Source organism: Pseudomonas sp. PH1b, assembly GCF_000633395.1.
Taxonomy (GTDB): domain Bacteria; phylum Pseudomonadota; class Gammaproteobacteria; order Pseudomonadales; family Pseudomonadaceae; genus Aquipseudomonas.
The window spans coordinates 93,554-115,436 of the sequence record NZ_AYMU01000011.1 but is presented as its reverse complement, the minus strand read 5'-3'; the positions used below and the strand labels follow the sequence as shown (position 1 = coordinate 115,436).

The following is a 21,883-nucleotide window of genomic DNA, read 5'->3' as shown; positions in this document are numbered from 1 at the left end:
CAAGCCGGCTCCTACGGGACTATCCCCCCCATCCCCGCGCAACCGCCCGGCGGCAATGGCTTGAAGGAACTTTGAGAAGAAAACGGCTACATATTCCGGTAGGCTCTCAACTTTCTTGAAAGGAGCAACATCCATGGCCAAAGCCTCTGCCCGTCACATCCTGGTTGCCAGCGAAGCCAAGTGCAACGAACTCAAAGCCGAGATCGAAGCCGGCGCCGACTTCGCCGAAGTGGCGAAAAAGAACTCCACCTGCCCGTCCAGCCGTGACGGCGGCAACCTGGGCTCCTTCGGCCCGGGCCAGATGGTCAAGGAGTTCGATACCGTGGTGTTCAGCGCGCCGATCAATGTCGTGCAAGGTCCAGTGAAGACCCAGTTCGGTTATCACCTGCTGGAAGTCACCAGCCGTCAGGACTGATTCGCTCGCGATTTGCCCTGCCAACGGCCCGCCCTCTGGTGGGCCGTTGTGCTTGTGATACAGCATGCGACTGGCCAGCAACGCGCCGCTAGCGTACAAATCGTGGTCATCGATCACCCGGCTCCTAAGGCTGACAATGCGACTGCTTTCTTCCTCTGTGTTTCTCATCGCCCTGTTGCTGGGCGCCGCAAGTACCCAGGCCGCACCGCAGCACGCCATGACCGTCTACGGCGAACCGGCCAAGTACCCCCAGGGCTTCAGCCACTTCGACTACGTCAACCCCCAGGCCCCGAAAGGCGGGACCCTGCGCCGCTCGGCAATCGAGATCGGCCGCTTCGACCACGTCCTGCCCTACATCGACAAAGGCATCGGCGTGTCCCAGCTCGACGGCCTGGTCTATTCGCCCCTGGCCCAGCGCTCCCTGGACGAGCCCTACACCGTCTACGGCCTGGTGGCCGAGAAAATGGAACGCGCCGACGATGGCCTGTGGCTGCGCTTCTACCTCAACCCCAAGGCGCGCTTCGCCGATAACACACCGATCACAGCCGAAGACGTGCGCTACAGCTACGACCTGCTGATGACCCGTGGCAGCATGCGCTACCGCACCCAGTTCGACGACGTCAAAGGCGTCACCGTGGAGTCGCCGCGGGTGGTGCGCTTCGACTTCAAGAGCAACGAGAACCGCACCCTGCCGCTGGATATCGCGACCCTGCCGGTGTTCCCCGAACACTGGTGGAAGAGTCGCGACTTTGCTGGCGGCGGCGGTTATGAAGCCCCCCTGGGCAGCGGCCCCTACCGGGTGAGCAAGGTCGACTCGGGCAACAGCATCACCTTCGCCCGCAATCCCGACTGGTGGGGCAAGGACCTGCCGGTGAGTCGCGGCCTGTACAACTTCGATCATTTCAGCGTCGAGTACTTCGGCGACATCGACGTCGCCCGCCAGGTGCTGCGCGGCGGCGCCTACGACTACAACCGCGAGTTCTCCGCCACCGGCTACTCCATCGGCTACGACAGCCCGGCCCTCAAGGATGGCCGCCTGCAAAAGGCCCACCTGGCCCAGGCCGCGCCGCAACCGGCCCAGGGCTATGTGTTCAACCTTGACCGACCGATGTTCCAGGACCGCCGGGTACGCCAGGCCCTGGCCATGCTCTGGGATTTCGAATGGAGCAACCGGCAGATGATGCGCGACCTGTACATCCGCCAGCAGAGCTTTTTCTCCAACACCCCACTGGCCGCCCGCAGCCTGCCGGACGCCGAAGAACTGAAGATCCTCGAACCCCTGCGTGGGCAGATCCCCGACGAAGTCTTCACCCAGGTCTTCGAAGCCCCGAAAACCGATGGCAGCGGCAACATTCGCGACAAACAGCTGCAAGCCCTGGCACTGCTGGAGCAAGCGGGCTGGAAACCCGAAGGCGACAAGCTGGTGAATGCCGAGGGCGAGCCCCTGAGCTTCACCTTCCTGATCACCCAGAGTTCCATCGAACGCCTGCTGCTGCCCTACAAGCGCAACCTGGCGCAGATCGGCATCAACCTGAACATCCGTCGCATCGACTCCTCGCAGTACGTCAACCGGCTGATGGCCCGGGACTACGACATGATCGTCACCGGCTACCCGGTGACCACCTCGCCAGGCCTGGAGCTGTACAACTATTTCGGCTCGGCCTCAGCCAACGACCCCGGCTCCAACAACTACATGGTGCTCAAGAACCCGGCGGTGGACACCCTGGTCAACGGCCTGGTGAAGGCCACCAGCCAGCCGGAAATGCTGCGCTACGCCCACGCTCTGGACCGGGTCCTGCAGTGGAACTACTACTGGATTGCCAACTACTACCCGCCGGGCACCTCCACCGTATGGTGGAACCGCTTCGGCATTCCCAAGGTGCCGGCGAGCAACGACGAAGCCATCGAGAGCTGGTGGGAAGTCAGCGGCACCGCACTGACCGATGAACAAATGGCCGCCGAGCTGATCCGCCGTGGCAAACCCGGAGGACGCCACTGATGCTGGGCTACATTGTGCGGCGCCTGCTGCTGATCATCCCGACCCTGCTGATCATTCTTCTGGTGAACTTCGTCATCGTCCAGGCTGCCCCCGGCGGCCCGGTGGAACAGGCTATCGCCCGCCTGCAAGGCATCGGCGGTGGCGGCGCCGTCGGCGGTTCCGCCGACGCCATGAGCGCCAGCGGCTCCCGGGCCAGCCGCGGCCTGGATCCCAAGCTGATCGAGGACATCGAGAAGCAATACGGCTTCGACAAGCCGGCCCCCGAGCGCCTCTGGCTGATGCTCAAGAACTACGCCCAACTGGACTTCGGCAAGAGCTTCTTCCGCGGCGCCACGGTCACCGACCTGATCCTGGAAAAGATGCCGGTGACCATTTCCCTGGGCCTCTGGGCCACCCTGATCACCTACCTGGTGTCGATCCCCCTGGGGATCCGCAAAGCGGTGCACCACGGCAGCCATTTCGATATCTGGAGCAGCACCGCGATCATCATCGGCTACGCCATGCCGGCCTTCCTGTTCGCCATGTTCCTGATCGTGCTGTTCGCCGGCGGCACTTCGCTGAACTGGTTCCCGGTGCGCGGCCTGGTCTCGGACAACTTCGAGCAACTGAGCACCCTGGGCAAGATCGCCGACTACTTCTGGCACCTGGTGCTGCCGGTCAGCTCCCTGGTGATCGGCGGCTTTGCCACCCTGACCATCCTCACCAAGAACTCCTTCCTCAACGAGATCACCCGCCAGTACGTGGTCACCGCCCGGGCCAAGGGCCTGAGCGAGCGCCGGGTGCTGTATGGGCATGTGTTCCGCAACGCCATGCTGCTGGTGGTCTCGGGGATTCCCCAGGCCTTTATCAGCGTGTTCTTCGCCGGCTCCCTGCTGATCGAAGTGATCTTCTCCCTCGACGGCCTGGGGCGCATGAGCTACGAGGCTGCCGTGTCCCGGGACTACCCGGTGGTGTTCGGCTCGCTGTTCATCTTCACCCTGTTCGGCCTCCTGATAAAACTCATCGGCGACCTGTGCTACACCCTGGTCGACCCGCGTATCGACTTCGCCGCGAGGAACGCCTGATGTTCACGCTTTCCCCCCTGGCGCGCCGGCGCTTCGACCGCTTCAAGAAAAACCGCCGTGGCTGGTGGTCGCTGTGGCTGTTCATCGGCCTGTTCATCCTTACCCTGGGCGGCGAGCTGATCGCCAACGACAAGCCGCTGGTGGTCAGCTACCAGGGCTCGCTGTACTTCCCGGTGTTCAAGCGCTACACCGAGCAGGAATTCGGCGGCCAGTTGCCGTTCCAGGCCGACTACCGCAGCGACTACGTGCAGCAACTGATCCGCAAGGACGGCGGCTGGCTGCTGTTCCCGCCCATTCCCTTCAGCGAGGACACCCCCAATTACGACCTGAGTCGCCCAGCCCCCAGCCCGCCCACCGCGGTGAACTGGCTGGGCACCGACGACCAGGCCCGGGACGTGGCCGCGCGAGTGATCTACGGCGCCCGTGTATCGATCCTGTTCGCCCTGGCCCTGACCGCCATCAGCGCCCTGATCGGCATCGCCGCCGGCGCCCTGCAAGGCTACTACGGCGGCTGGGTCGACCTGCTCGGCCAACGCCTGCTGGAGGTGTGGTCGGGGCTGCCGGTGCTGTACCTGCTGATTATCCTTTCGGGGTTTGTCGAACCGAACTTCTGGTGGCTGCTGGGGATCATGGCGCTGTTCTCCTGGCTGGCCCTGGTGGACGTGGTGCGCGCCGAGTTCCTGCGCGGACGCAACCTGGAGTACGTCAAGGCCGCTCGGGCCCTGGGCCTGACCGACCGCAAGGTGATCCTGCGACACATCCTGCCCAATGCCATGAACGCCACCCTGAGCTACCTGCCGTTCATTCTCACCGGCGCCATCTCGACCCTCACCGCGCTGGACTTCCTCGGCTTCGGCATGCCCGCCGGCAGCGCCTCCCTGGGCGAGCTGATCGGCCAGGGCAAGCAGAACCTGCAGGCGCCCTGGCTGGGATTGACGGCCTTCTTCACCCTGGCGCTGATCCTCTCGCTGCTGGTGTTTATCGGCGAGGCATTGCGTGATGCCTTTGACCCAAGATCGTGAAGCGGATGCAAGCAATGACTGACAACCTGATTGAAATCCGCCAGCTCAACGTCGCCTTCGGCGAGCATCGCGTCGTCCGCGACCTGAGCCTGGACATCCGCCCCGGCGAGTGCCTGGCCCTGGTGGGGGAATCCGGCTCGGGCAAATCGGTAACCGCCCATTCGATCCTGCAACTGCTGCCGCAGACCGGTTGCAGCAGCACCGGCAGCGTACGCTATCGCGGCCAGGAACTGATCGGTGCCAGCCCCGCGACCCTGCAAAAACTGCGGGGCAACCGCATCGCGATGATCTTCCAGGAGCCCATGACCTCCCTCAACCCGCTGCACAGCATCGAGAAGCAGATCGGCGAGACCCTGCTGCTGCACCGCGGCATGGGGGGCAAGCAAGCCCAGGCGCGGATCCTCGAATTGCTGGAGCTGGTGGGCATTCAAAAACCCGGGGAACGCCTCAAGGCCTACCCGCACCAGCTCTCTGGCGGCCAGCGCCAACGAGTGATGATCGCCATGGCCCTGGCCTGCGAACCGGAACTGTTGATCGCCGACGAGCCCACCACGGCCCTGGACGTGACGGTGCAGCGCAAGATCCTGCTGCTGCTCAAGTCCCTGCAACAGCGCCTGGGCATGTCCTTGCTGCTGATCAGCCACGACCTCAACCTGGTGCGGCGCATCGCCCAGCGAGTGTGCGTGATGAAGGCCGGGGAAATCGTCGAACAGGCGGACTGCGAAACCCTGTTCAACGCCCCGGTCCATCCCTACAGCTGCGAACTGCTGCATGCCGAGCCCGAGGGCGAACCGCTGTGCCTCGACACCCGCGCCACCGTGCTGGAAGTGGACCAGCTCAGCGTCGAATTCCAGATCGGCGGCGGCCTGTTCCGGCGCAAGGAATACCTGCGGGCAGTGGACGGCATCAGCCTCAGCGTGCAACAGGGCAAGACCCTGGGGATCGTCGGCGAATCCGGCTCGGGCAAATCCACCCTGGGCCAGGCGATCCTGCGCCTGCTGGATTCCCAGGGCGGCATCCGCTTCCAGGGCGAGGCCCTCGATGGCCTGAACCAGAAACAGCTGCGGCCCTGGCGCAAGCGCATGCAGGTGGTGTTCCAGGACCCCTTCGGCAGCCTCAGCCCGCGCATGTCGGTGGCCCAGATCATCAGCGAAGGGCTGGAGGTGCACAGCCAGTACGACGCCCGGCAATGCGATGAACAGGTGATCCGTGCCCTGGAGGAAGTGGGCCTGGACCCCGACAGCCGGCACCGCTACCCCCATGAGTTTTCCGGCGGCCAGCGCCAGCGCATCGCCATTGCCCGGGCCCTGGTGCTGAAGCCGGCGCTGATCCTGCTCGACGAACCCACCTCGGCCCTGGACCGCACAGTGCAGAAACAGGTGGTGGCGCTGCTGCGCGAACTGCAGGAGAAACACGGACTGACCTACCTGTTCATCAGCCATGACCTGGCGGTGGTGCGGGCCCTGGCCCACGACATGATCGTGATCAAGGACGGCAAGGTGGTCGAGCGCGGCCCCAGCCACCAGGTGTTCGAGGCTCCGCAGCATCCCTACACCCGGGAGCTGCTGGCCGCTGCCCACCCGGGCTGAGCGCTGCAGGGGCAGGCTTTCCAGCGAAGGCGTCCGCCAGACCAACGCCCCATCCAAGGGCCTCATTCGCCGGCAAGCCGGCTCCTACAAGATCCGCAGCAGCCTCCAACCCTGTAGGAGCTGGCTTGCCAGCGAAGGCGTCCGCAAGACCAACGCCCCATCCAAGGGCCTCATTCGTCGGCAAGCCGGCTCCTACAAGATCCGCAGCAGCCTCCAGCCCTGTAGGAGCTGGCTTGCCAGCGAAGGCGTCCACCAGACCAGCGCCCCATTCAAAGGCCCCATTCGCCGGCAAGCCGGCTCCTACAAGATCCGCGGCAGCCACCAGCCCTGTAGGAGCTGGCTTGCCAGCGAAGGCGTCGACAAGACCAACGCCCCATCCAAAGACCCCATTCGCCGGCAAGCCGGCTCCTACAAATCGGGCATAATCCCTGGCGCCCATTTTCAGGATGCCACCATGAACGACAGCGACAGCCTCAAGGATTACCAGCGTGTGCGCCAACTGGCGATCCGCTCGCTGTTCGAGATCATCGAGCAATCCAGCGAAGGCACGGTGATCGTCGATCGTGACGCCAATATCGTCTGGATGAACCAGCGCTATGCCCGGCGCTTCGGCCTGGAGTCCGCCGAATTCGCCATCGGCAAGCCCTGCGAAAGCGTGATCCCCGGCAGCCTGCTGCGCGAAGTGGTGCGCACCGGCCGGCCGATCCTGCTGGACATGCAGGACACCCCCAAGGAACCCCTGGTGGTGATGCGCCTGCCGATCCATGACGACGCCGGCACGGTGATCGGTGCCATCGGCTTTGCCCTGTTCGACGAGCTGCGCAGCCTGTCGCCAATGCTCAAGCGCTACCTGAGCATGCAGGAAGAACTGGCTTCCACTCGCTCCCTGCTGCGAGCCCGGCAGACCAAGTACAACTTCGCCCATTTCATCGGTACCAGCGCCGCCAGCCTGGAGGTCAAGCGCCGGGCCCGACGCAGTGCCAGCGCCGATTCGCCGGTGCTGCTGCAAGGCGAGACCGGCACCGGCAAGGAGCTGCTGGCCCAGGCCATCCACGCTGCATCGCCTCGGGCCCACAAGCCCTTTGTCAGCATCAACAGCGCGGCGATTCCCGAGGCGCTGCTGGAGGCGGAGTTCTTCGGCACCGCCCCTGGCGCCTTCACCGGCGCCGACCGCAAGGGCCGCGCCGGCAAGCTGCAGATTGCCCAGGGGGGCACCTTGTTCCTCGATGAAATCGGCGACATGCCGCTGCCCCTGCAAAGCAAGCTGCTGCGGGTGCTGCAAGAGAAGGAGTTCGAACCGCTGGGCTCCAACGAAGTGATCAACAGCGATGTACGGGTGATCGCCGCCACTTCCACCGACCTTGCGGCGGCGATCAAGCGCGGCGAGTTCCGCGCCGATCTATACTACCGGCTCAACGTACTGCCGATTCAGGTGCCGGCCCTGCGTGAACGCCTGGATGACCTGCCGGCCCTGAGCGAGGGCATCCTCGAAGAACTGCGCAGCCAGCACGAACTCGACCGCGACGCCTTGCAGTTGCTGGCCCAGCACGCCTGGCCGGGGAATATCCGCGAGCTGCGCAATGTGCTGGAGCGAGCCGCGCTGCTCAGTGACGACCTGATGCTCAATGCCGCCGACATCCGCGCGGCGATCGGCAGCTTCAGTCCGGTGCAACGCGACGCCGCCAATCTGCCGCAGCCCTTGAACAGCGAAACCTTTGCCCAGGCCCGGGAGCGCTTCGACCGGCAACTGATCAGCGCCACTCTGGCCCAGTGCGCCGGCAAGGTGGATGACGCTGCCCGCAGCCTGGGGCTCGGGCGTTCGACCCTATACAAGAAAATGGCAGCACTGGGGATTACCGAGTCTCTATAGTGAGACACAAATCTCCATTTAGAGAACCTACCAATCGCGCTGCGCGCTTTTCGCTGGCAAGCCAGTGCCTACGGCGAGCTGAACAATCTCTGTAGGAGCTGGCTTGCCAGCGAACAGGCCGGCCAACCCCAAAAAAATCTCAAAACAGAGACAAACAACTTCAGCCCACCCCTATAAAAATAAAAATACCTATATATTTCAACTACTTACACAGATGGCACAGTTCTCGCTATAAGCCTCTCCACACGCAACACCCGACAACAATAACAATCCTGGAGAGACACACCATGAGTGTGATCATTGCCTTGGCAGCCCTGGCGCTGCTGATGCTCGCGGCCTACCGTGGCTACAGCGTCATCCTCTTTGCCCCGATCGCCGCCCTCGGCGCGGTGCTGCTCACCGACCCGTCCGCCGTGGCGCCCGCCTTCACCGGGGTGTTCATGGAAAAAATGGTGGGTTTCATCAAGCTGTACTTCCCGGTGTTCCTGCTCGGCGCGGTGTTCGGCAAGCTGATCGAGCTCTCGGGGTTTTCGCGCTCCATCGTCGCCGCCGCCATCAAGCTGCTCGGCACTCGCCAGGCAATGCTGGTGATCGTGCTGGTGTGCGCCCTGCTGACCTACGGCGGGGTCTCGCTGTTCGTGGTGGTGTTCGCGGTCTACCCGTTCGCCGCGGAGATGTTCCGCCAGAGCAATATCCCCAAGCGGCTGATCCCCGCCACCATCGCGTTGGGGGCGTTCTCCTTCACCATGGACGCCCTGCCCGGCACCCCGCAGATCCAGAACATCATCCCCAGCACCTTCTTCAACACCACCGCCTGGGCCGCGCCCTGGCTGGGAGTGATCGGCACCATTTTCGTGTTCTGCGCCGGCATGCTGTTCCTTCAGCGCCAGCGCAACAAAGCGCAAAAGGCCGGTGAAGGCTACGGCAGCGAACTGCGCAACGAACCGGAAACCGCCGCAGACCTGCAGTTGCCCAACCCCTGGATCGCCCTGTCGCCGCTGCTGCTGGTGGGGCTGATGAACCTGCTGTTCACCCACTGGATCCCCCTGTGGTACGGCAAGACCCACAGCCTCAGCCTGCCGGGCATGGCGGCGCCGGTGACCACCGAGATCGCCAAGCTCACCGCCATCTGGGCGGTGCAGGCAGCCTTGCTGGTGGGCATCTTGATGGTGCTGGTGTGCGGCTTCTCGGCGATTCGCAGCAAGCTCGCCGAAGGCAGCAAGAGCGCGGTCAGCGGCGCCCTGCTGGCGGCGATGAACACCGCCTCGGAATACGGCTTCGGCGCGGTGATTGCCTCCTTGCCGGGCTTCCTGGTACTGGCCGACTGGCTGAAAAGCATTCCCAACCCGCTGGTCAACGAAGCCGTTACCGTGACCTTGCTGGCGGGCATCACAGGTTCGGCTTCGGGGGGCATGAGCATCGCCCTGGCGGCCATGTCCGACAGCTTCATCAGCGCCGCCCATGCCGCCAACATCCCCTTGGAAGTGCTGCACCGAGTGGCCGCCATGGCCAGCGGCGGCATGGACACCCTGCCCCACAACGGCGCGGTGATCACCCTGCTGGCCGTCACCGGGCTGACCCATCGTGAAGCCTACAAGGACATTTTCTGCATTACCCTGATCAAGACCCTGGCGGTCTTCGTGGTGATCGCTACTTTCTACGCCACCGGCATTGTGTGAGGTATTCATGACCACTCTTAACGGCAAGACCGCACTGGTCACCGGTTCCACCAGCGGCATCGGCCTGGGCATCGCCCGGGTCCTGGCCCAGGCCGGGGCCAAGCTGATTCTCAACGGCTTCGGCGATGCCGCCCAGGCAATCGCCGAGGTTGCACAGTTCGGTGGCCAGGTCGGCCATCACCCGGCGGACGTCAGCGACCCGGCGCAGATCGCCGAGATGTTCGCCTATGCCGAACGGGAGTTCGGCGGCGTCGACATCCTGGTGAACAACGCCGGCATCCAGCATGTGGCGGCGGTGGAGGAGTTCCCCGTGGAACGCTGGGATTCGATCATCGCCATCAACCTGTCGTCGGTGTTCCACAGCACTCGCCTGGGGCTGCCGGGGATGCGCGCCAAGGGCTGGGGACGGATCGTCAACATTGCCTCGGTGCACGGCCAGGTGGGTTCGGTGGGCAAGGCCGCCTATGTGGCGGCCAAGCACGGGGTGATCGGCCTGACCAAGGTGGTGGGCCTGGAAACCGCCACCAGCAATGTCACCTGCAACGCCATCTGCCCGGGCTGGGTACTGACCCCGCTGGTGCAGAAGCAGATCGACGACCGCGTCGCCGCCGGCACCGATCCCCAGCAGGCGCAGCACGATCTGCTGGCGGAAAAACAGCCGTCCCTGGAGTTCGTCACCCCGTCGCAGCTGGGGGAACTGGTGCTATTTTTGTGCAGCGAAGCCGGCGCCCAGGTGCGCGGCGCGGCGTGGAATATCGACGGTGGCTGGCTGGCGCAATGACGCGACGCCCAGGCTGATGCCTTCGCTGGCAAGCCGGCTCCTACACGGCTCATCACCGCCGTGCAGGAGCGAGCTTGGCAGCGACAAGCCCGACCCGGAAAAACAATAAGAACACGAGGCCTTGCATGTCCGACATTCTCTGGCAACCCAGCGCCGAGCGCATCAGCAAGACGCGCATCGACGCCTTCCGCCGCTTGATCAATCAGCGCCACGGCCTGGACATTCGTGACTACCCCGAGCTGCACCAGTGGAGCATCGACCAGCGCGAAAGCTTCTGGCAGGCCATCGTCGACTTCTTCGAAGTCCGCTTCCAGCAGAGCGCCGAATGCGTGCTCCGCGAAGGCTCGCAGATGCCCAGTGCCCAATGGTTTCCCGGGGCCACTCTGAACTTTGCCGAGCACCTGCTCAAGCGCCGGGATCACAGTGTTGCGCTGGTGGCGCTCAACGAGAACGGCCAGCGCGAGCAACTGACTTACGCCGAACTGGCGGCCCAGGTAGCCGGTCTGCAGCAGAGCCTTCGGGCCGCCGGGGTCGGTCTCGGCGACCGGGTCGCGGCGTGCATGCCCAACACCTGGCAAACCCTGGTGGCGATGCTCGCCAGTACCAGCCTCGGCGCGGTGTGGTCATGCTCCTCGCCGGACTTCGGCACCCAGGGGGTGATCGACCGCTTCGGCCAGATCGAACCCAAGGTGCTGATCACCTGCGCCGGTTACCGTTACGCCGGCAAGGACATCGACCAGACCGCCAAGGTCAACGAAATCCTTGCGCGCCTGCCATCCCTGGAACAGCTGATCATCGTGCCCTATGCCCGGCCCCAGGCGCGGCCCGAGGATTTCATCGGCAACGCTCAAATCAGCCTGTGGGACGACTTCTACCGCCCTGGCGGCGAACCGCAATTCGTCGCCGTGCCCTTCGACCACCCGCTCTACATCCTCTATTCCAGCGGTACCACCGGAGTGCCCAAGTGCATCGTCCACGGCACTGGCGGCGTGCTCTTGCAGCACCTCAAGGAGCACGGCCTGCACGCCGACCTGGGCCCCGGCGAGCGCTTGTTCTACTACACCACCTGCGGCTGGATGATGTGGAACTGGCTGGTCTCGGCCCTGGCCACCGGCGCCAGCCTGGTGCTCTATGACGGCTCGCCGTTCCATCCGGGCACGGAACACCTGATCGACCTGATCGACAGCGAGGCCATCAACGTCTTCGGCACCAGCCCCAAGTACCTGGCCGCCCTGGAAAAAGCCGGCAGCCAGCCACGCCGCAGCCACCGCCTGGACAGCCTCAAGACCCTGCTCAGCACCGGTTCGCCGCTGTCGCCGCAGAGCTACGACTACGTCTACCGCGAGATCAAGAGCGACCTGTGCCTGGCTTCGATGTCCGGTGGCACCGACATCGTCGCCTGCTTCGTCGCCGGCAACCCGCTGCAGCCAGTGCGCCGTGGCGAAATGCAAGGCAAGGGCCTGGGCATGGCCATCGAAGTGTGGAACGACCAGGGCCGGCCGGTGATCGGCGAGAAAGGCGAGCTGGTGTGCACCCGGCACTTCCCGAGCATTCCCGTGGGCCTGTGGAACGACCCGGACCACAGCAAGCTGCGGGCCTCCTACTTCAGCCTGTTTCCCGGGGTCTGGGCCCAGGGCGACTACGCCGAGCAACTGCCCCACGGCGGCTGGCTGATCCACGGCCGCTCGGACGCAGTGCTCAACCCGGGGGGAGTGCGCATCGGCACCGCGGAAATCTACCGCCAGGTGGAAAAACTCGAACAGGTGGTGGAAAGCCTGGCCGTCGGCCAGAGCTGGGAGCATGACGTGCGGGTGGTGCTGTTCGTGCGCCTGCAACCCGGCGTGCAGCTCGACGAGGCCCTGCAGGAACGCATCCGCCAGGTGATCCGCGCCAACACCACGCCGCGCCACGTACCGGCAAAGATCCTTGCGGTCACGGACATTCCGCGCACCATCAGCGGCAAGATCGTCGAGTTGGCCGTACGCAATGTGGTGCATGGGCTGCCGGTGAAGAACACCGACGCCCTGGCCAATCCCGAGGCCCTGGAGCAGTTTCGCCAGCGCGAGGAATTGCGCAGCTGACCCCATCCCTTGCCGGCGAACCGCGCAGCGGCCGGTGGGTGCGGTTCATGGCGAAGGAATGCGGCGCTCTTGCGGGCCCCTTCGCTGGCAAGCCAGCTCCTACGGCTGGCGCGATAGCGGCGTCGTCCTTGTAGGAGCCGGCTTGCCGGCGAACCGCGCAGCGGCCGATGGGTGCTGTTCATGGCGAGGGAATGCGGCGCTCTTGCGGGCCCCTTCGCTGGCAAGCCAGCTCCTACGGCTCGCGCGATAGCGGCGTCGTCTTTACCGGCGAACCGCGCAGCGGCCGGTGAGTGCGGTTCATGGCGAGGGCATGCGGCGTTCTTGCGGGCCCCTTCGCTGGCAAGCCAGCTCCTACGGCTGGCGCGATAGCGGCGTCGTCCTTGTAGGAGCCGGCTTGCCGGCGAACCGCGCAGCGGCCAGAGTGTGCGGTTCATGGCGAGGGCATGCGGCGTTCTTGCGGGCCTCTTCGCTGGCCAGCCGGCACCCGAAGCTGGGTCGATGCTCGCGGACTACCGTTCAGCCGCTCTAGACTGGTCATCTGCCGCAAAAGCAGGTGAAAATAACCCAGCCGAACTCCCGACAATCCATCCGTTTGAATATGCACCGCATGTCCATGCGACTTTTCGAGTGAGCGAGCCTGACGCCTCGCCGCGCGCGACTGCTCCACCCAGGACACCTTCGACATGAATGCCCCCCACCCAGGCAGCGAAGCCGCCAACCTGATTGCCCGCCTGGACTGGTCCGCCACCGCCCTCGGCGAATCCAGCCACTGGCCCCAGAGCCTGCGCACCGCGGTGGACATCGTGATCCACTCACCGATGCCGATGCTGCTGCTCTGGGGCCCGGAGCTGGCGCAGATCTACAACGACGGCTTTGCCTTGCTGGCGGGCAACAAGCACCCCGGGGCCTTCGGCCAGCCGGCGCACCTGACCTGGCCGGAGCTCAAGGACTTCACCGGCCCGATCTACAGCGCCGTGCTCAACGGCCAGGTGCGCACCTTCAGTGAGCGGCGCTTCACCCTGCAACGCAGCAACGGCAGCGAATACGACCTGTGGCTGGACCTGACCTACAGCCCGATCCGCGATGAGCGTGGGGTGGTGGCGGGGATCCTGGTCACGGCCATCGAGACCAACGAGCGCCGGCGCATCGCCCTGGAGCTCAAGCAGCGCTCCGACGACAGCCTGCGGGCCCAGCATGAAACCGAAGAACGCCTGCAGCTGGCACTGGCGGCTACCGACGCGGTGGGTACCTGGGACTGGGACATCGGCGAAGACCGCTTTATCGCCGACGCCCATTTCGCCCAGTTGCACAGCGTCGACCCCCAGCAATCGCGCCAGCTGCCCATCAGCGAATACCTCAAGGGCGTGCACCCTGAAGACCGCGGCATGGTCGCCCGGGGCATCAAGCACTGCATCACCCACGGCACCGAGTACGCCGAGGAATACCGCCTGCAACTGGCCGATGGGCAAGTGCGCTGGGTCTTCGCCCGGGGCCGTTGCTACAAGGACCACCACGGCCGGCCCACGCGCTTTCTCGGCGCCGCCCTGGACCTGACCGAACGCAAGCAGACGGAACAGGCCCTGCGCCAGAGCCAGACCGAGCTGCAACTGATCATCAACGCCATGCCGGTGCTGATCGGCTATGTCGACCGCGAAGAACGCTTTCGCCTGAACAACAGCGCCTACCTCGACTGGTACGGACTGACCCCGCAAGAGCTGTACGGCAGGACCATCCGCGAAGTGGTGGGCGACGAGATCTATGCCACTCGCGCCGACAACATCGCCGCGGCCCTGGCCGGCAAGCCGTGCAGCTTCGAGGCCAACTCGCCACACCGCGACGGCCGCCCGCGCCACGCCCTGATGAAGTACCTGCCACGCTACGGAGCCGATGGGGCGATCAACGGCTTCTACATCTTCGTGATCGACGAAACCGAGCGCAAACAGACCGAAGAAGCCCTGCGCAACCTCAATGAAACCCTGGAAGAGCGGGTCAACCAGCGCACCGAGGCCCTGGCCACCGCCAACCAGCGCCTGCAGAACGAGATGTTCGAACGTGAGCGCGCCGAAGACGCCCTGCGCCACGCACAGAAAATGGAAGCCGTGGGCCAGCTCACCGGCGGCATCGCCCATGACTTCAACAACATGCTCACCGGGATCATCGGCAGCCTGGACCTGATGCAGCGCTACATCGACAACGGCCGTGGCGACGAGATCGGCCGCTTCACCGAGGCGGCCATGTCTTCGGCCAAGCGCGCCGCAGCCCTGACCCATCGTCTGCTGGCCTTCTCCCGCCGCCAGTCCCTGGACCGCCAGCCCCTGGACCCGAACCAACTGGTGCGCTCCCTGCAGGAGCTGTTCAACCACACCAAGGGCGAGCACATCGAGCTGCACATGCAACTGGCCGAAGGCGTGTGGCCAGTGAACACCGACGCCAGCCAGCTGGAAAACGCCCTGCTCAACCTGGTGATCAACGCCCGGGACGCCATGCCCAACGGCGGCCAACTGACCATCGAAACCGCCAACAGTTACCTCGACGGCAGTGACATCAGCACCCTGGAACCGGTCAAGGCCGGTGATTACGTGATGCTCGGCGTCAGTGACAACGGCGCTGGCATGAGCCCGCGGATCCTGGCCAAGGCCTTCGACCCGTTCTTCACCACCAAGCCCATCGGCCAGGGCACGGGCCTGGGCCTGTCGATGATCTACGGCTTCGCCCAGCAGTCCGGCGGCCACGTGACCATCAGCAGCGAGCCAGACCAGGGCACCTGCGTGCGCCTGTACCTGCCACGGTTGTATGCCGCCGCGCCGGAAGCGGCAAACAGCGCCACCGCCAACCAGGCGCCCCAGGCCCTGGCCGGGGAAACCGTGGTGGTGGTCGAAGATGATCCGGCGGTGCGCATGCTGGTGCTCAATGTGCTGAGCGAGCTGGGCTATCGCGCCTTCGAAGCCGAGGACGCGCGCAGCGCCCTGCCCTTGCTGGAGTCGCCGATGCGCGTCGACCTGCTGGTGACCGACGTCGGCCTGCCGGGCATGAACGGCCGGCAACTGGCAGAGATCGCCCGCCAGCATCGTCCGCAACTGAAGGTGCTGTTCATGACCGGCTACGCTGAAAAAGCCGCCGAGCGCCAGGGCTTCCTCGAACCCGGCATGGACCTGATGGCCAAGCCGTTCTCCATCGAGGACTTGGCGCAGAAGATTCGACGGATGATCGGCCAGCCGGATTGAATTCAGGCATAATCCGCGGCCGCCGTTTACCCGCTACAAGGTCACCTGCCCATGAAAGCCCAAGCCCGTCACATCCTGGTGAAAACCGCCGAAGAGGCCGAACAGCTCAAGCAGCGCATCGCCAAGGGCGAAGCCTTCGACGTCCTGGCGAAGAAGTACTCCACCTGCCCGTCCGGCAAGCGCGGCGGCGACCTGGGTGAGGTGCGTCCGGGGCAGATGGTCGGCGCCATCGACCAGGTGATCTTCAAGAAACCCCTGCGCACCGTGCATGGCCCGATCAAGAGCAAGTTCGGCTACCACCTGGTGCAAGTGTTCTATCGCGACTGACCCCGGACCTTGCAGGAGCTGGCTTGCCAGCGAAAGCGCACGCAAGGTCAGCGCCCGGTTCAATGGCCTCTTCGCCGGCAAGCCGGCTCCTACAACTTCCACCTGCCCTGTAGGAGCTGGCTTGCCAGCGAAAGCGCCCGCAAGGTCAACGCCCGGTTCAATGCCCCCTTCGCCGGCAAGCCGGCTCCTACAACCTCCACCTGCCCTGTAGGAGCTGGCTTGCCAGCGAAAGCGCGCGCAAGGTCAACGCCCGATTCAATGGCCTCTTCGCCGGCAAGCCGGCTCCTACAACTTCCACCTGCCCTGTAGGAGCTGGCTTGCCAGCGAAAGCGCGCGCAAGGTCAACGCCCGGTTCAATGGCCTCTTCGCCGGCAAGCCGGCTCCTACAACTTCCACCTGCCCTGTAGGAGCTGGCTTGCCAGCGAAAGCGCGCGCAAAGGTCAACGCCCGGCTCAATGGCCTCTTCGCCGGCAAGCCGGCTCCTACAACCTCCACCTGCCCTGTAGGAGCTGGCTTGCCAGCGAAAGCGCGCGCAAGGTCAACGCCCGGTTCAATCGCGGGGGATCAGGGCGCCGGGATACTGGATTACCCGACTCGCCAGTCGATGCCCCGCCTGCGCCGCTTGCTCCGGGCTCTCACCCCGCAAGCGGCTGGCCAGATAAGCCGCGCTGAACGAATCCCCCGCGGCGGTGGTGTCCACCACCTTGTCCACCCGCTGCGCGGGCACATCAAACGCGCCACCCGCGCCCCGAACCAGGCAGGACTCGGCCCCGCGCTTGAGCACCACTTCCGGCGTGCCGCGATAAGCCTCGAACACCGCCTCAACATCGCTGTAGGCAAACAGCGCCTGCTCATCCTCCAGGGTCAGCAGGGCCAGATCCACCTGGGGCAGTACCTCCCGATAAGCCGCCCGGGCCTGCTCCACCGAGGCCCACAAACGTGGCCGGTAGTTGTTGTCGAAGACGATCAGTGCCTGGCGCTGGCGCGCTTCGCTCACCATGGCCAGCAGTTTGCTGCGTCCCGATTCACCCAGCACGGCCAGGGTGATGCCGCTGAAATACAGCACGTCGTAACCCTTCAAGGCCTCAAGAATCGGCCCCGCCGCCAGGCTGGTAAAACAGTCGCGTACCGCGGCCTCGTTGCGCCAATAGAGAAAGCGCCGCTCGCCGCGGGCATCGGTCTGGATGCAATACAAGCCGGGCAAACGCCCCGGCAAGCGCTGCACCAGCTCCAGGCCGATGCCCTCAGCCGCCCAGCCCTGGCACATGGCATCGCTGAAGCTGTCGTCGCCCAGGGCGGTGACATAGTCCACCCGGGCCAGCTCGCCCAACTCACGGGACAGATACACCGCGGTATTCAAGGTGTCGCCACCAAAGCTCTGTTGCAGACGGCCATCGTGATGCTGTTGCAACTCGATCATGCATTCACCGATGCAGGCGATGCGTTTCTTCTGGTTCATGTCCTTGCCCTCCTCCCTCCCACACAACCCATCCTGCACAAGCCGGTGCGCCGGTGAAGTCCTCATGCGATCGTCTTCAGCGTCACACCGCTTATGCCATCAGCGGTTAGAAGCAGGTTTCCAGGCTCTCGACCACCTGCAGGCGCTCATCCACCAACAGCCCGGTGCGCCACTTGTCGAAGGTCAGGCACGGGTGCGACGTGCCAAAGGAGAGGATGTCGCCCACCCGCAACTCGATACCCGGCGCCACGGTCATGAAGGCGTGCTGGTCCATCACCGCCGTAACCTTGCAGGTGCTGACATCATCCCCCTGAACAGCACCTGCCTGCGGCTTGTAGCGACGCAGCGGCACCGGCAACCCGGCGTCATAGGCCACGTCGCGCTTGCCCAGGGCCACCACGGCGAACCCCGGTTCCGGCAGCGATTGCACATGGGCCCAGACCTCCATGGCCGGGCGCAGGCCCTCCTGCAGGTCCGAGCGGCGCTCCAACACGCAGCACTGCGCAACCTTGTAGATGCCATGGTCATGGGCCACGTAACTGCCGGGACGCAGCACGCTGAGGAAACGCCCCTTGGCGTTGTGCGTCTCGAAGGATTCGGCGATCAGGTCGTACCAGGCCGACCCCGAAGCCGTGATGATCGGCCGCTCGATGGCAAACAGCCCGTCGTTGTGCAGGTCCACCGCCAGGCGCACCAGGGAGTCGGCGAAGCGGCGAATCCCCTCAATGGCCTCGTCGCCATGGATCACCCCTTCGTAACCCTCGATACCGCACAGGGCCAGGGCCGGCTGCGCCTGGATCGCCTTGGCCAGGGCCAGCACCTCCTGCTCGCTGCGACAGCCACAGCGACCGCCAACCACGCCGTACTCGATCATCACCTTGAGGGTTACCCCGCGCTGGGCAAAAAAAGCGCCCAAATCGGCAACGTTGTCCGGGTGATCGACCATGCAATAGAAATCGAAATCCGCGTCCGCCAGCAGCTCGGCGATCAGCGCCATGTTCGGCGCCCCTACCAGCTGGTTGGCCATCAACACCCGACGCGCACCGTGGGCATAAGCCGCTCGGGTCTGCACCGCCGTGGCCAGGGTGATGCCCCAGGCTCCCGCGTCCAGCTGCCGCTGGAACAGCCCTGGCATCATGCTGGTCTTGCCATGGGGCGCCAGCTCGGCACCGCTGTCGCTGACGAACGCCTGCATCCAGCCGATGTTGTGTTCCAGGGCCTCGCGGTGCAGCACCAGGGCCGGCAGGCTGACCTCGGTCAACAGGTTCGCGCCCTTGCCAGCGGCACCCTTTTCCACCAGCGGCAGGTTCAATGGAGAATTCATCTTGGCACTCCTTATCAAGGCGGCTGCGCACAGCCGCGGTGTACAACCTATTAGTCGTTGATCCGCCGGGCCAACTGGTTGGCGCTGTCGATCAGCACCCGGCGGTACTCCTGGTAATTGCGCAGGGCATCGGCCCTCGGCGCGACGATGCAGAGCGTGCAAATGCACAGCCCGCGCTCATCGCGCACCGGCGCGGCAAAACAATGGGTAAAGGTGTCGGCCACACTGTCGAAGGAAAAGAACCCATCCTCGGTGGCCTGACGGATTTCCTTAAGGAAAATCTCCAAGGGCAGACGTTCACCACTGGGCAGAATGAAGTCCCGTTCATCGATCAGATCGACAATCTGCGCGTCGCTCAGATGCCCCAGCAGCAGCCGCCCGGAAGCAGTCCAGGGAATCGGCGCGTTCTCGCCGATGTCCGAGGAAATGCGGAAATGCCGCTCGCCCTCCTTCATCAGCGCCACCGTGTATTTGCGCCCGTTGAGCAGGCACATCTGCGCAGTTTCGTGGGTCTGGCTGACGATTTCCTGCAAGGCCTGATCGGCCTCACGGGTCAGGTCGAAATGACGCAAATGGGCCTGGCCGAGAAAGTACAACTGGCGGCCCAGGTACACATGCCCGTCCTTGCCCACGGGCTCCAGAATCCGCCGCTCCAGCAAAGACGCCACCAGCTCGTAGACCGTGGACTTGGGGCTGCCAATGCCCTTGGCAATATCGTTGGGGCGCAACGGCTGGCCGACTTCCTTGAGGAAATCGAGAATATCGAACGCCCGATCCAGGCCCCTGGCCCGGCGCTTGATGGTGTCTTCGCTCATCTACCTGCGCCCCCTCTATCGAACCGTAGGAGCCGGCTTGCCGGCGAAGAGGCTTTCAAGCCTTGTACCGCCCTCACGGGCGCCTTCGCTGGCAAGCCAGCTCCTGCAGGCCAGCTCCTACAGACCGTGGCCATCAGGCCTTCTTCTTGTACGCCACGCAATCGATCTCGACCTTGCAGTCGACCATCATGCTGGCCTGCACACAGGCCCGGGCCGGCGCGTGTTCGGGCTTGAAGTACTCGCCGAACACCTTGTTGAAACTCCAGAAATCCCGCGGGTCTTCCAGCCACACGCCAACCCGCACCACATCCTCCAGGCCGTAGCCGGCCTCTTCGAGAATGGCCACCAGATTGCGCAGCGTCTGATGCGTCTGCTCAACGATTCCACCGTGAATGATCTCGCCCTCCAGCGCTGGCACCTGGCCGGACACATGCAGCCAGCCATCGGCTTCGACGGCGCGAGCGAAAGGACGCGGCTGGCCACCGCCTGCGGTGCTGCCGGTGCCGTAACGGGTGATGCTCATGGGAGGTTCTCCTGGTTGAAGGTTGGCCATCTGCAGGCCATGCCCGAGAAGGTTATCCAGCTTGCCGTCCATTTCTGAGCAGTACTTGCGACAAAAACCAACGGCCATCTGAAAACCCTAAGCCTTTAAAAAATTCCGCTATAGCGGAATTAAATATGGAATAACGGAAATTCCAACGGAGTGTGCCATGGAGAACAAAGGAGATAACAGAGGGAATGGCAAACTTTCCGGAAACAACGATTGAGGACGTAGTAGGAAAAACACCGACCACCCCGTCGCCTCTGTCCAGCCTCAAGCCTCCTTGCTTGATCTGCTGACCAACGCCGGCCTGCGCATCCGTACTGCATGTGGCGAAACAACAAGCGATGCAACTGCCGGAGCATTAGCCACAAGACCTAGCCAGGGTTTTAGCTCTGCATTGCCCGGCTTTGGCTGTTGATCCTGAGGGGCCCGTTAACCACGATGGCCGAACGCAGGCATTGAGCCGTGGCTAACCCGACCATGGATGGTCGGTGGTGGCCCACGGATCAATGCTGGAGTGAGGAAATGCCGGGCCTAGACGAGAAACCGAGTAGAGGGGCAAGCAAGTGCCCTCGCCATAGAGGTTGTGTGGCCATGGCAGACGACTGAGGGACAGGGCAGCAACCGATACCTGCAACACCCAATCCCCTGGTGTTCTCGATGCCGCCTTCGCTGGCAAGCCAGCTCCTACGCAAAAAGCCTTGCGCCCGAAGGGCATCAATCAAAGTCAGCAACGCACAGCACCCACCAAAGATTCCGAGCCCCCTGGCAGGCGACATAGGCGGAAGAAAGGGTCGAGCTCCGGGTCAATTCACACCAATCGAGGCTGTCCAACCGATACACCACCAGCTCGGAAAACGGCCCCGGAAACACCGCCTCTAGCGCCTCGTACACCAACTTCCGAGCATTGGCCAGGCTCAACCCACGGGTCGAATGATGACACCCGCCCCGTAGCACCACCGCCAGCAACGAGCCCTCGAACTCATATCGATTCAGCATGGAAAAGGGCCCGAACTCACGCTCAACCTGCCCAATAGCCGTCGACCTGGCGAGGTTGCTGAAACGCTCCAGAAACTCGGCCAGTCGCTGCCTCTCATCCAACGCCTTGATTGAGGGGGCTGGCTTGACGAAGCTGGACACCAGCTCGCCACATTCAGCAAGCACGGCAAGTAGTTCGACAAGGGGTTGCTTGTCGACGAGGCACTGGCTGGCACCTGTAAATGGCGCTACAGCATCGTGCTTCAGACTTTCATCTTGATTCATGATTGAGCACCCGACTTTGGCCGCAAACAGGCAATCACCATGGTGGCTACCGCGCCCTGGGCTTTTGCGGCCGCAGATAATAGCCGGAGAGAAAGGCAATCATGACCAGCATCAACGCCAGGCCCGGATCACCTTTAGGCAGCATGAATTGATAAAGGCCAGCGCCCATCGTCAGCCCAGAGGCAATACACAAGACAAACCAAATAGCTTTTTTAAGCAGTTTCACGATCTGATGACAGCCCTTCCATAGACGACTTGAACGCATCCCATTACCAGCGAACGGTGGCCGGGGGACGACAATGTATCGGCCAGTACCCTGAACGGCAAATCCGAAATCAGCGCACCCACGACCGGTACAGCCGACTTGAAGCGAGCGCTCATGCCTACCACCGAGACCATCTTTGAACGCATCGCTTCAACCCAAGAC

17 protein-coding genes are annotated in these 21,883 nt (G+C 64.0%); 11 read left to right on the top strand and 6 right to left on the bottom strand.

Annotated features, from left to right (window positions below; all coding sequences use genetic code 11):
- Positions 1–133: 133 nt before the first annotated feature.
- The 11 genes from U873_RS0119260 (at position 134) to U873_RS0119210 (ending at position 16,051) form a co-directional block, all read left to right on the top strand.
- The gene (locus U873_RS0119260) at positions 134–415 is read left to right on the top strand and encodes a peptidylprolyl isomerase (protein WP_025129793.1); all 282 of its coding nucleotides are present in this window, start codon (positions 134–136) and stop codon (positions 413–415) included.
- Between the two features lie 136 nt (positions 416–551).
- Positions 552–2,414 (top strand): extracellular solute-binding protein, encoded by a 1,863-nt coding sequence (locus tag U873_RS0119255; protein WP_025129792.1) that lies wholly within the window; start codon positions 552–554, stop codon positions 2,412–2,414.
- Positions 2,414–3,478, top strand: coding sequence for a microcin C ABC transporter permease YejB (locus U873_RS0119250; RefSeq protein WP_025129791.1), 1,065 nt, complete (start codon positions 2,414–2,416; stop codon positions 3,476–3,478). The genes U873_RS0119255 and U873_RS0119250 overlap by 1 nt, the downstream gene beginning before the upstream one ends.
- Positions 3,478–4,500 (top strand): ABC transporter permease, encoded by a 1,023-nt coding sequence (locus U873_RS0119245; RefSeq protein WP_025129790.1) that lies wholly within the window; start codon positions 3,478–3,480, stop codon positions 4,498–4,500. Before U873_RS0119250 ends, U873_RS0119245 begins: the two co-directional genes overlap by 1 nt.
- Positions 4,501–4,514: 14 nt before the next feature.
- A complete protein-coding gene (locus U873_RS0119240; protein WP_025129789.1) occupies positions 4,515–6,089 on the top strand; it encodes an ABC transporter ATP-binding protein in 1,575 nt (524 codons plus the stop codon).
- Positions 6,090–6,543: 454 nt separating this feature from the next.
- On the top strand, positions 6,544–7,959 hold the full coding sequence (locus tag U873_RS0119235) for a sigma-54-dependent Fis family transcriptional regulator (RefSeq protein WP_025129788.1): 1,416 nt from the start codon (positions 6,544–6,546) through the stop codon (positions 7,957–7,959).
- A gap of 287 nt (positions 7,960–8,246) precedes the next feature.
- Positions 8,247–9,638: a GntP family permease gene (locus U873_RS0119230; protein ID WP_025129787.1), complete on the top strand. Its 1,392-nt coding sequence runs from the start codon at positions 8,247–8,249 to the stop codon at positions 9,636–9,638.
- A gap of 7 nt (positions 9,639–9,645) precedes the next feature.
- On the top strand, positions 9,646–10,419 hold the full coding sequence (hbdH, locus tag U873_RS0119225) for a 3-hydroxybutyrate dehydrogenase (RefSeq protein ID WP_025129786.1): 774 nt from the start codon (positions 9,646–9,648) through the stop codon (positions 10,417–10,419).
- A 125-nt stretch (positions 10,420–10,544) separates the two neighbouring features.
- Positions 10,545–12,500, top strand: a complete 1,956-nt coding sequence (locus tag U873_RS0119220; protein ID WP_025129785.1) for an acetoacetate--CoA ligase — start codon at positions 10,545–10,547, stop codon at positions 12,498–12,500.
- Between the two features lie 683 nt (positions 12,501–13,183).
- A complete protein-coding gene (locus U873_RS0119215; protein WP_025129784.1) occupies positions 13,184–15,724 on the top strand; it encodes a PAS domain-containing sensor histidine kinase in 2,541 nt (846 codons plus the stop codon).
- Positions 15,725–15,775: 51 nt separating this feature from the next.
- Positions 15,776–16,051, top strand: coding sequence for a peptidylprolyl isomerase (locus tag U873_RS0119210; RefSeq protein ID WP_007932676.1), 276 nt, complete (start codon positions 15,776–15,778; stop codon positions 16,049–16,051).
- A gap of 550 nt (positions 16,052–16,601) precedes the next feature.
- Here U873_RS0119210 and U873_RS0119205 read toward each other — a convergent pair.
- From U873_RS0119205 to U873_RS0119180, 6 genes are all read right to left on the bottom strand, one after another.
- Entirely contained in the window at positions 16,602–17,510 is a 909-nt protein-coding gene (locus U873_RS0119205; protein ID WP_025129783.1) for a sugar kinase, read from the bottom strand.
- 106 nt (positions 17,511–17,616) lie between these two features.
- Positions 17,617–18,834 (bottom strand): amino acid deaminase, encoded by a 1,218-nt coding sequence (locus tag U873_RS0119200; RefSeq protein ID WP_025129782.1) that lies wholly within the window; start codon positions 18,832–18,834, stop codon positions 17,617–17,619.
- A 50-nt stretch (positions 18,835–18,884) separates the two neighbouring features.
- Positions 18,885–19,649, bottom strand: a complete 765-nt coding sequence (locus U873_RS0119195; protein WP_025129781.1) for an IclR family transcriptional regulator — start codon at positions 19,647–19,649, stop codon at positions 18,885–18,887.
- 133 nt (positions 19,650–19,782) lie between these two features.
- A complete protein-coding gene (locus U873_RS0119190) occupies positions 19,783–20,172 on the bottom strand; it encodes a RidA family protein (protein ID WP_025129780.1) in 390 nt (129 codons plus the stop codon).
- Positions 20,173–20,910: 738 nt separating this feature from the next.
- Entirely contained in the window at positions 20,911–21,456 is a 546-nt protein-coding gene (locus U873_RS0119185) for a hypothetical protein (RefSeq protein ID WP_025129779.1), read from the bottom strand.
- Between the two features lie 46 nt (positions 21,457–21,502).
- Positions 21,503–21,721, bottom strand: coding sequence for a hypothetical protein (locus U873_RS0119180; protein ID WP_157838107.1), 219 nt, complete (start codon positions 21,719–21,721; stop codon positions 21,503–21,505).
- Positions 21,722–21,883 lie beyond the last annotated feature (162 nt).

Excerpts from the sequence above, each read along its gene's own strand:
- U873_RS0119190 (WP_025129780.1), bottom strand. The coding sequence starts at position 20,172 with ATGAGCATCACCCGTTACGGCACCGGCAGCACCGCAGGCGGTGGCCAG.
- U873_RS0119205 (WP_025129783.1), bottom strand. The coding sequence starts at position 17,510 with ATGAACCAGAAGAAACGCATCGCCTGCATCGGTGAATGCATGATCGAG.
- U873_RS0119255 (WP_025129792.1), top strand. The coding sequence starts at position 552 with ATGCGACTGCTTTCTTCCTCTGTGTTTCTCATCGCCCTGTTGCTGGGC.
- U873_RS0119230 (WP_025129787.1), top strand. The coding sequence starts at position 8,247 with ATGAGTGTGATCATTGCCTTGGCAGCCCTGGCGCTGCTGATGCTCGCG.
- U873_RS0119215 (WP_025129784.1), top strand. The coding sequence starts at position 13,184 with ATGAATGCCCCCCACCCAGGCAGCGAAGCCGCCAACCTGATTGCCCGC.
- hbdH (WP_025129786.1), top strand. The coding sequence starts at position 9,646 with ATGACCACTCTTAACGGCAAGACCGCACTGGTCACCGGTTCCACCAGC.
- U873_RS0119245 (WP_025129790.1), top strand. The coding sequence starts at position 3,478 with ATGTTCACGCTTTCCCCCCTGGCGCGCCGGCGCTTCGACCGCTTCAAG.
- U873_RS0119250 (WP_025129791.1), top strand. The coding sequence starts at position 2,414 with ATGCTGGGCTACATTGTGCGGCGCCTGCTGCTGATCATCCCGACCCTG.
- U873_RS0119195 (WP_025129781.1), bottom strand. The coding sequence starts at position 19,649 with ATGAGCGAAGACACCATCAAGCGCCGGGCCAGGGGCCTGGATCGGGCG.
- U873_RS0119210 (WP_007932676.1), top strand. The coding sequence starts at position 15,776 with ATGAAAGCCCAAGCCCGTCACATCCTGGTGAAAACCGCCGAAGAGGCC.
- U873_RS0119240 (WP_025129789.1), top strand. The coding sequence starts at position 4,515 with ATGACTGACAACCTGATTGAAATCCGCCAGCTCAACGTCGCCTTCGGC.
- U873_RS0119260 (WP_025129793.1), top strand. The coding sequence starts at position 134 with ATGGCCAAAGCCTCTGCCCGTCACATCCTGGTTGCCAGCGAAGCCAAG.
- U873_RS0119235 (WP_025129788.1), top strand. The coding sequence starts at position 6,544 with ATGAACGACAGCGACAGCCTCAAGGATTACCAGCGTGTGCGCCAACTG.
- U873_RS0119220 (WP_025129785.1), top strand. The coding sequence starts at position 10,545 with ATGTCCGACATTCTCTGGCAACCCAGCGCCGAGCGCATCAGCAAGACG.
- U873_RS0119180 (WP_157838107.1), bottom strand. The coding sequence starts at position 21,721 with ATGCGTTCAAGTCGTCTATGGAAGGGCTGTCATCAGATCGTGAAACTG.
- U873_RS0119185 (WP_025129779.1), bottom strand. The coding sequence starts at position 21,456 with ATGAATCAAGATGAAAGTCTGAAGCACGATGCTGTAGCGCCATTTACA.
- U873_RS0119200 (WP_025129782.1), bottom strand. The coding sequence starts at position 18,834 with ATGAATTCTCCATTGAACCTGCCGCTGGTGGAAAAGGGTGCCGCTGGC.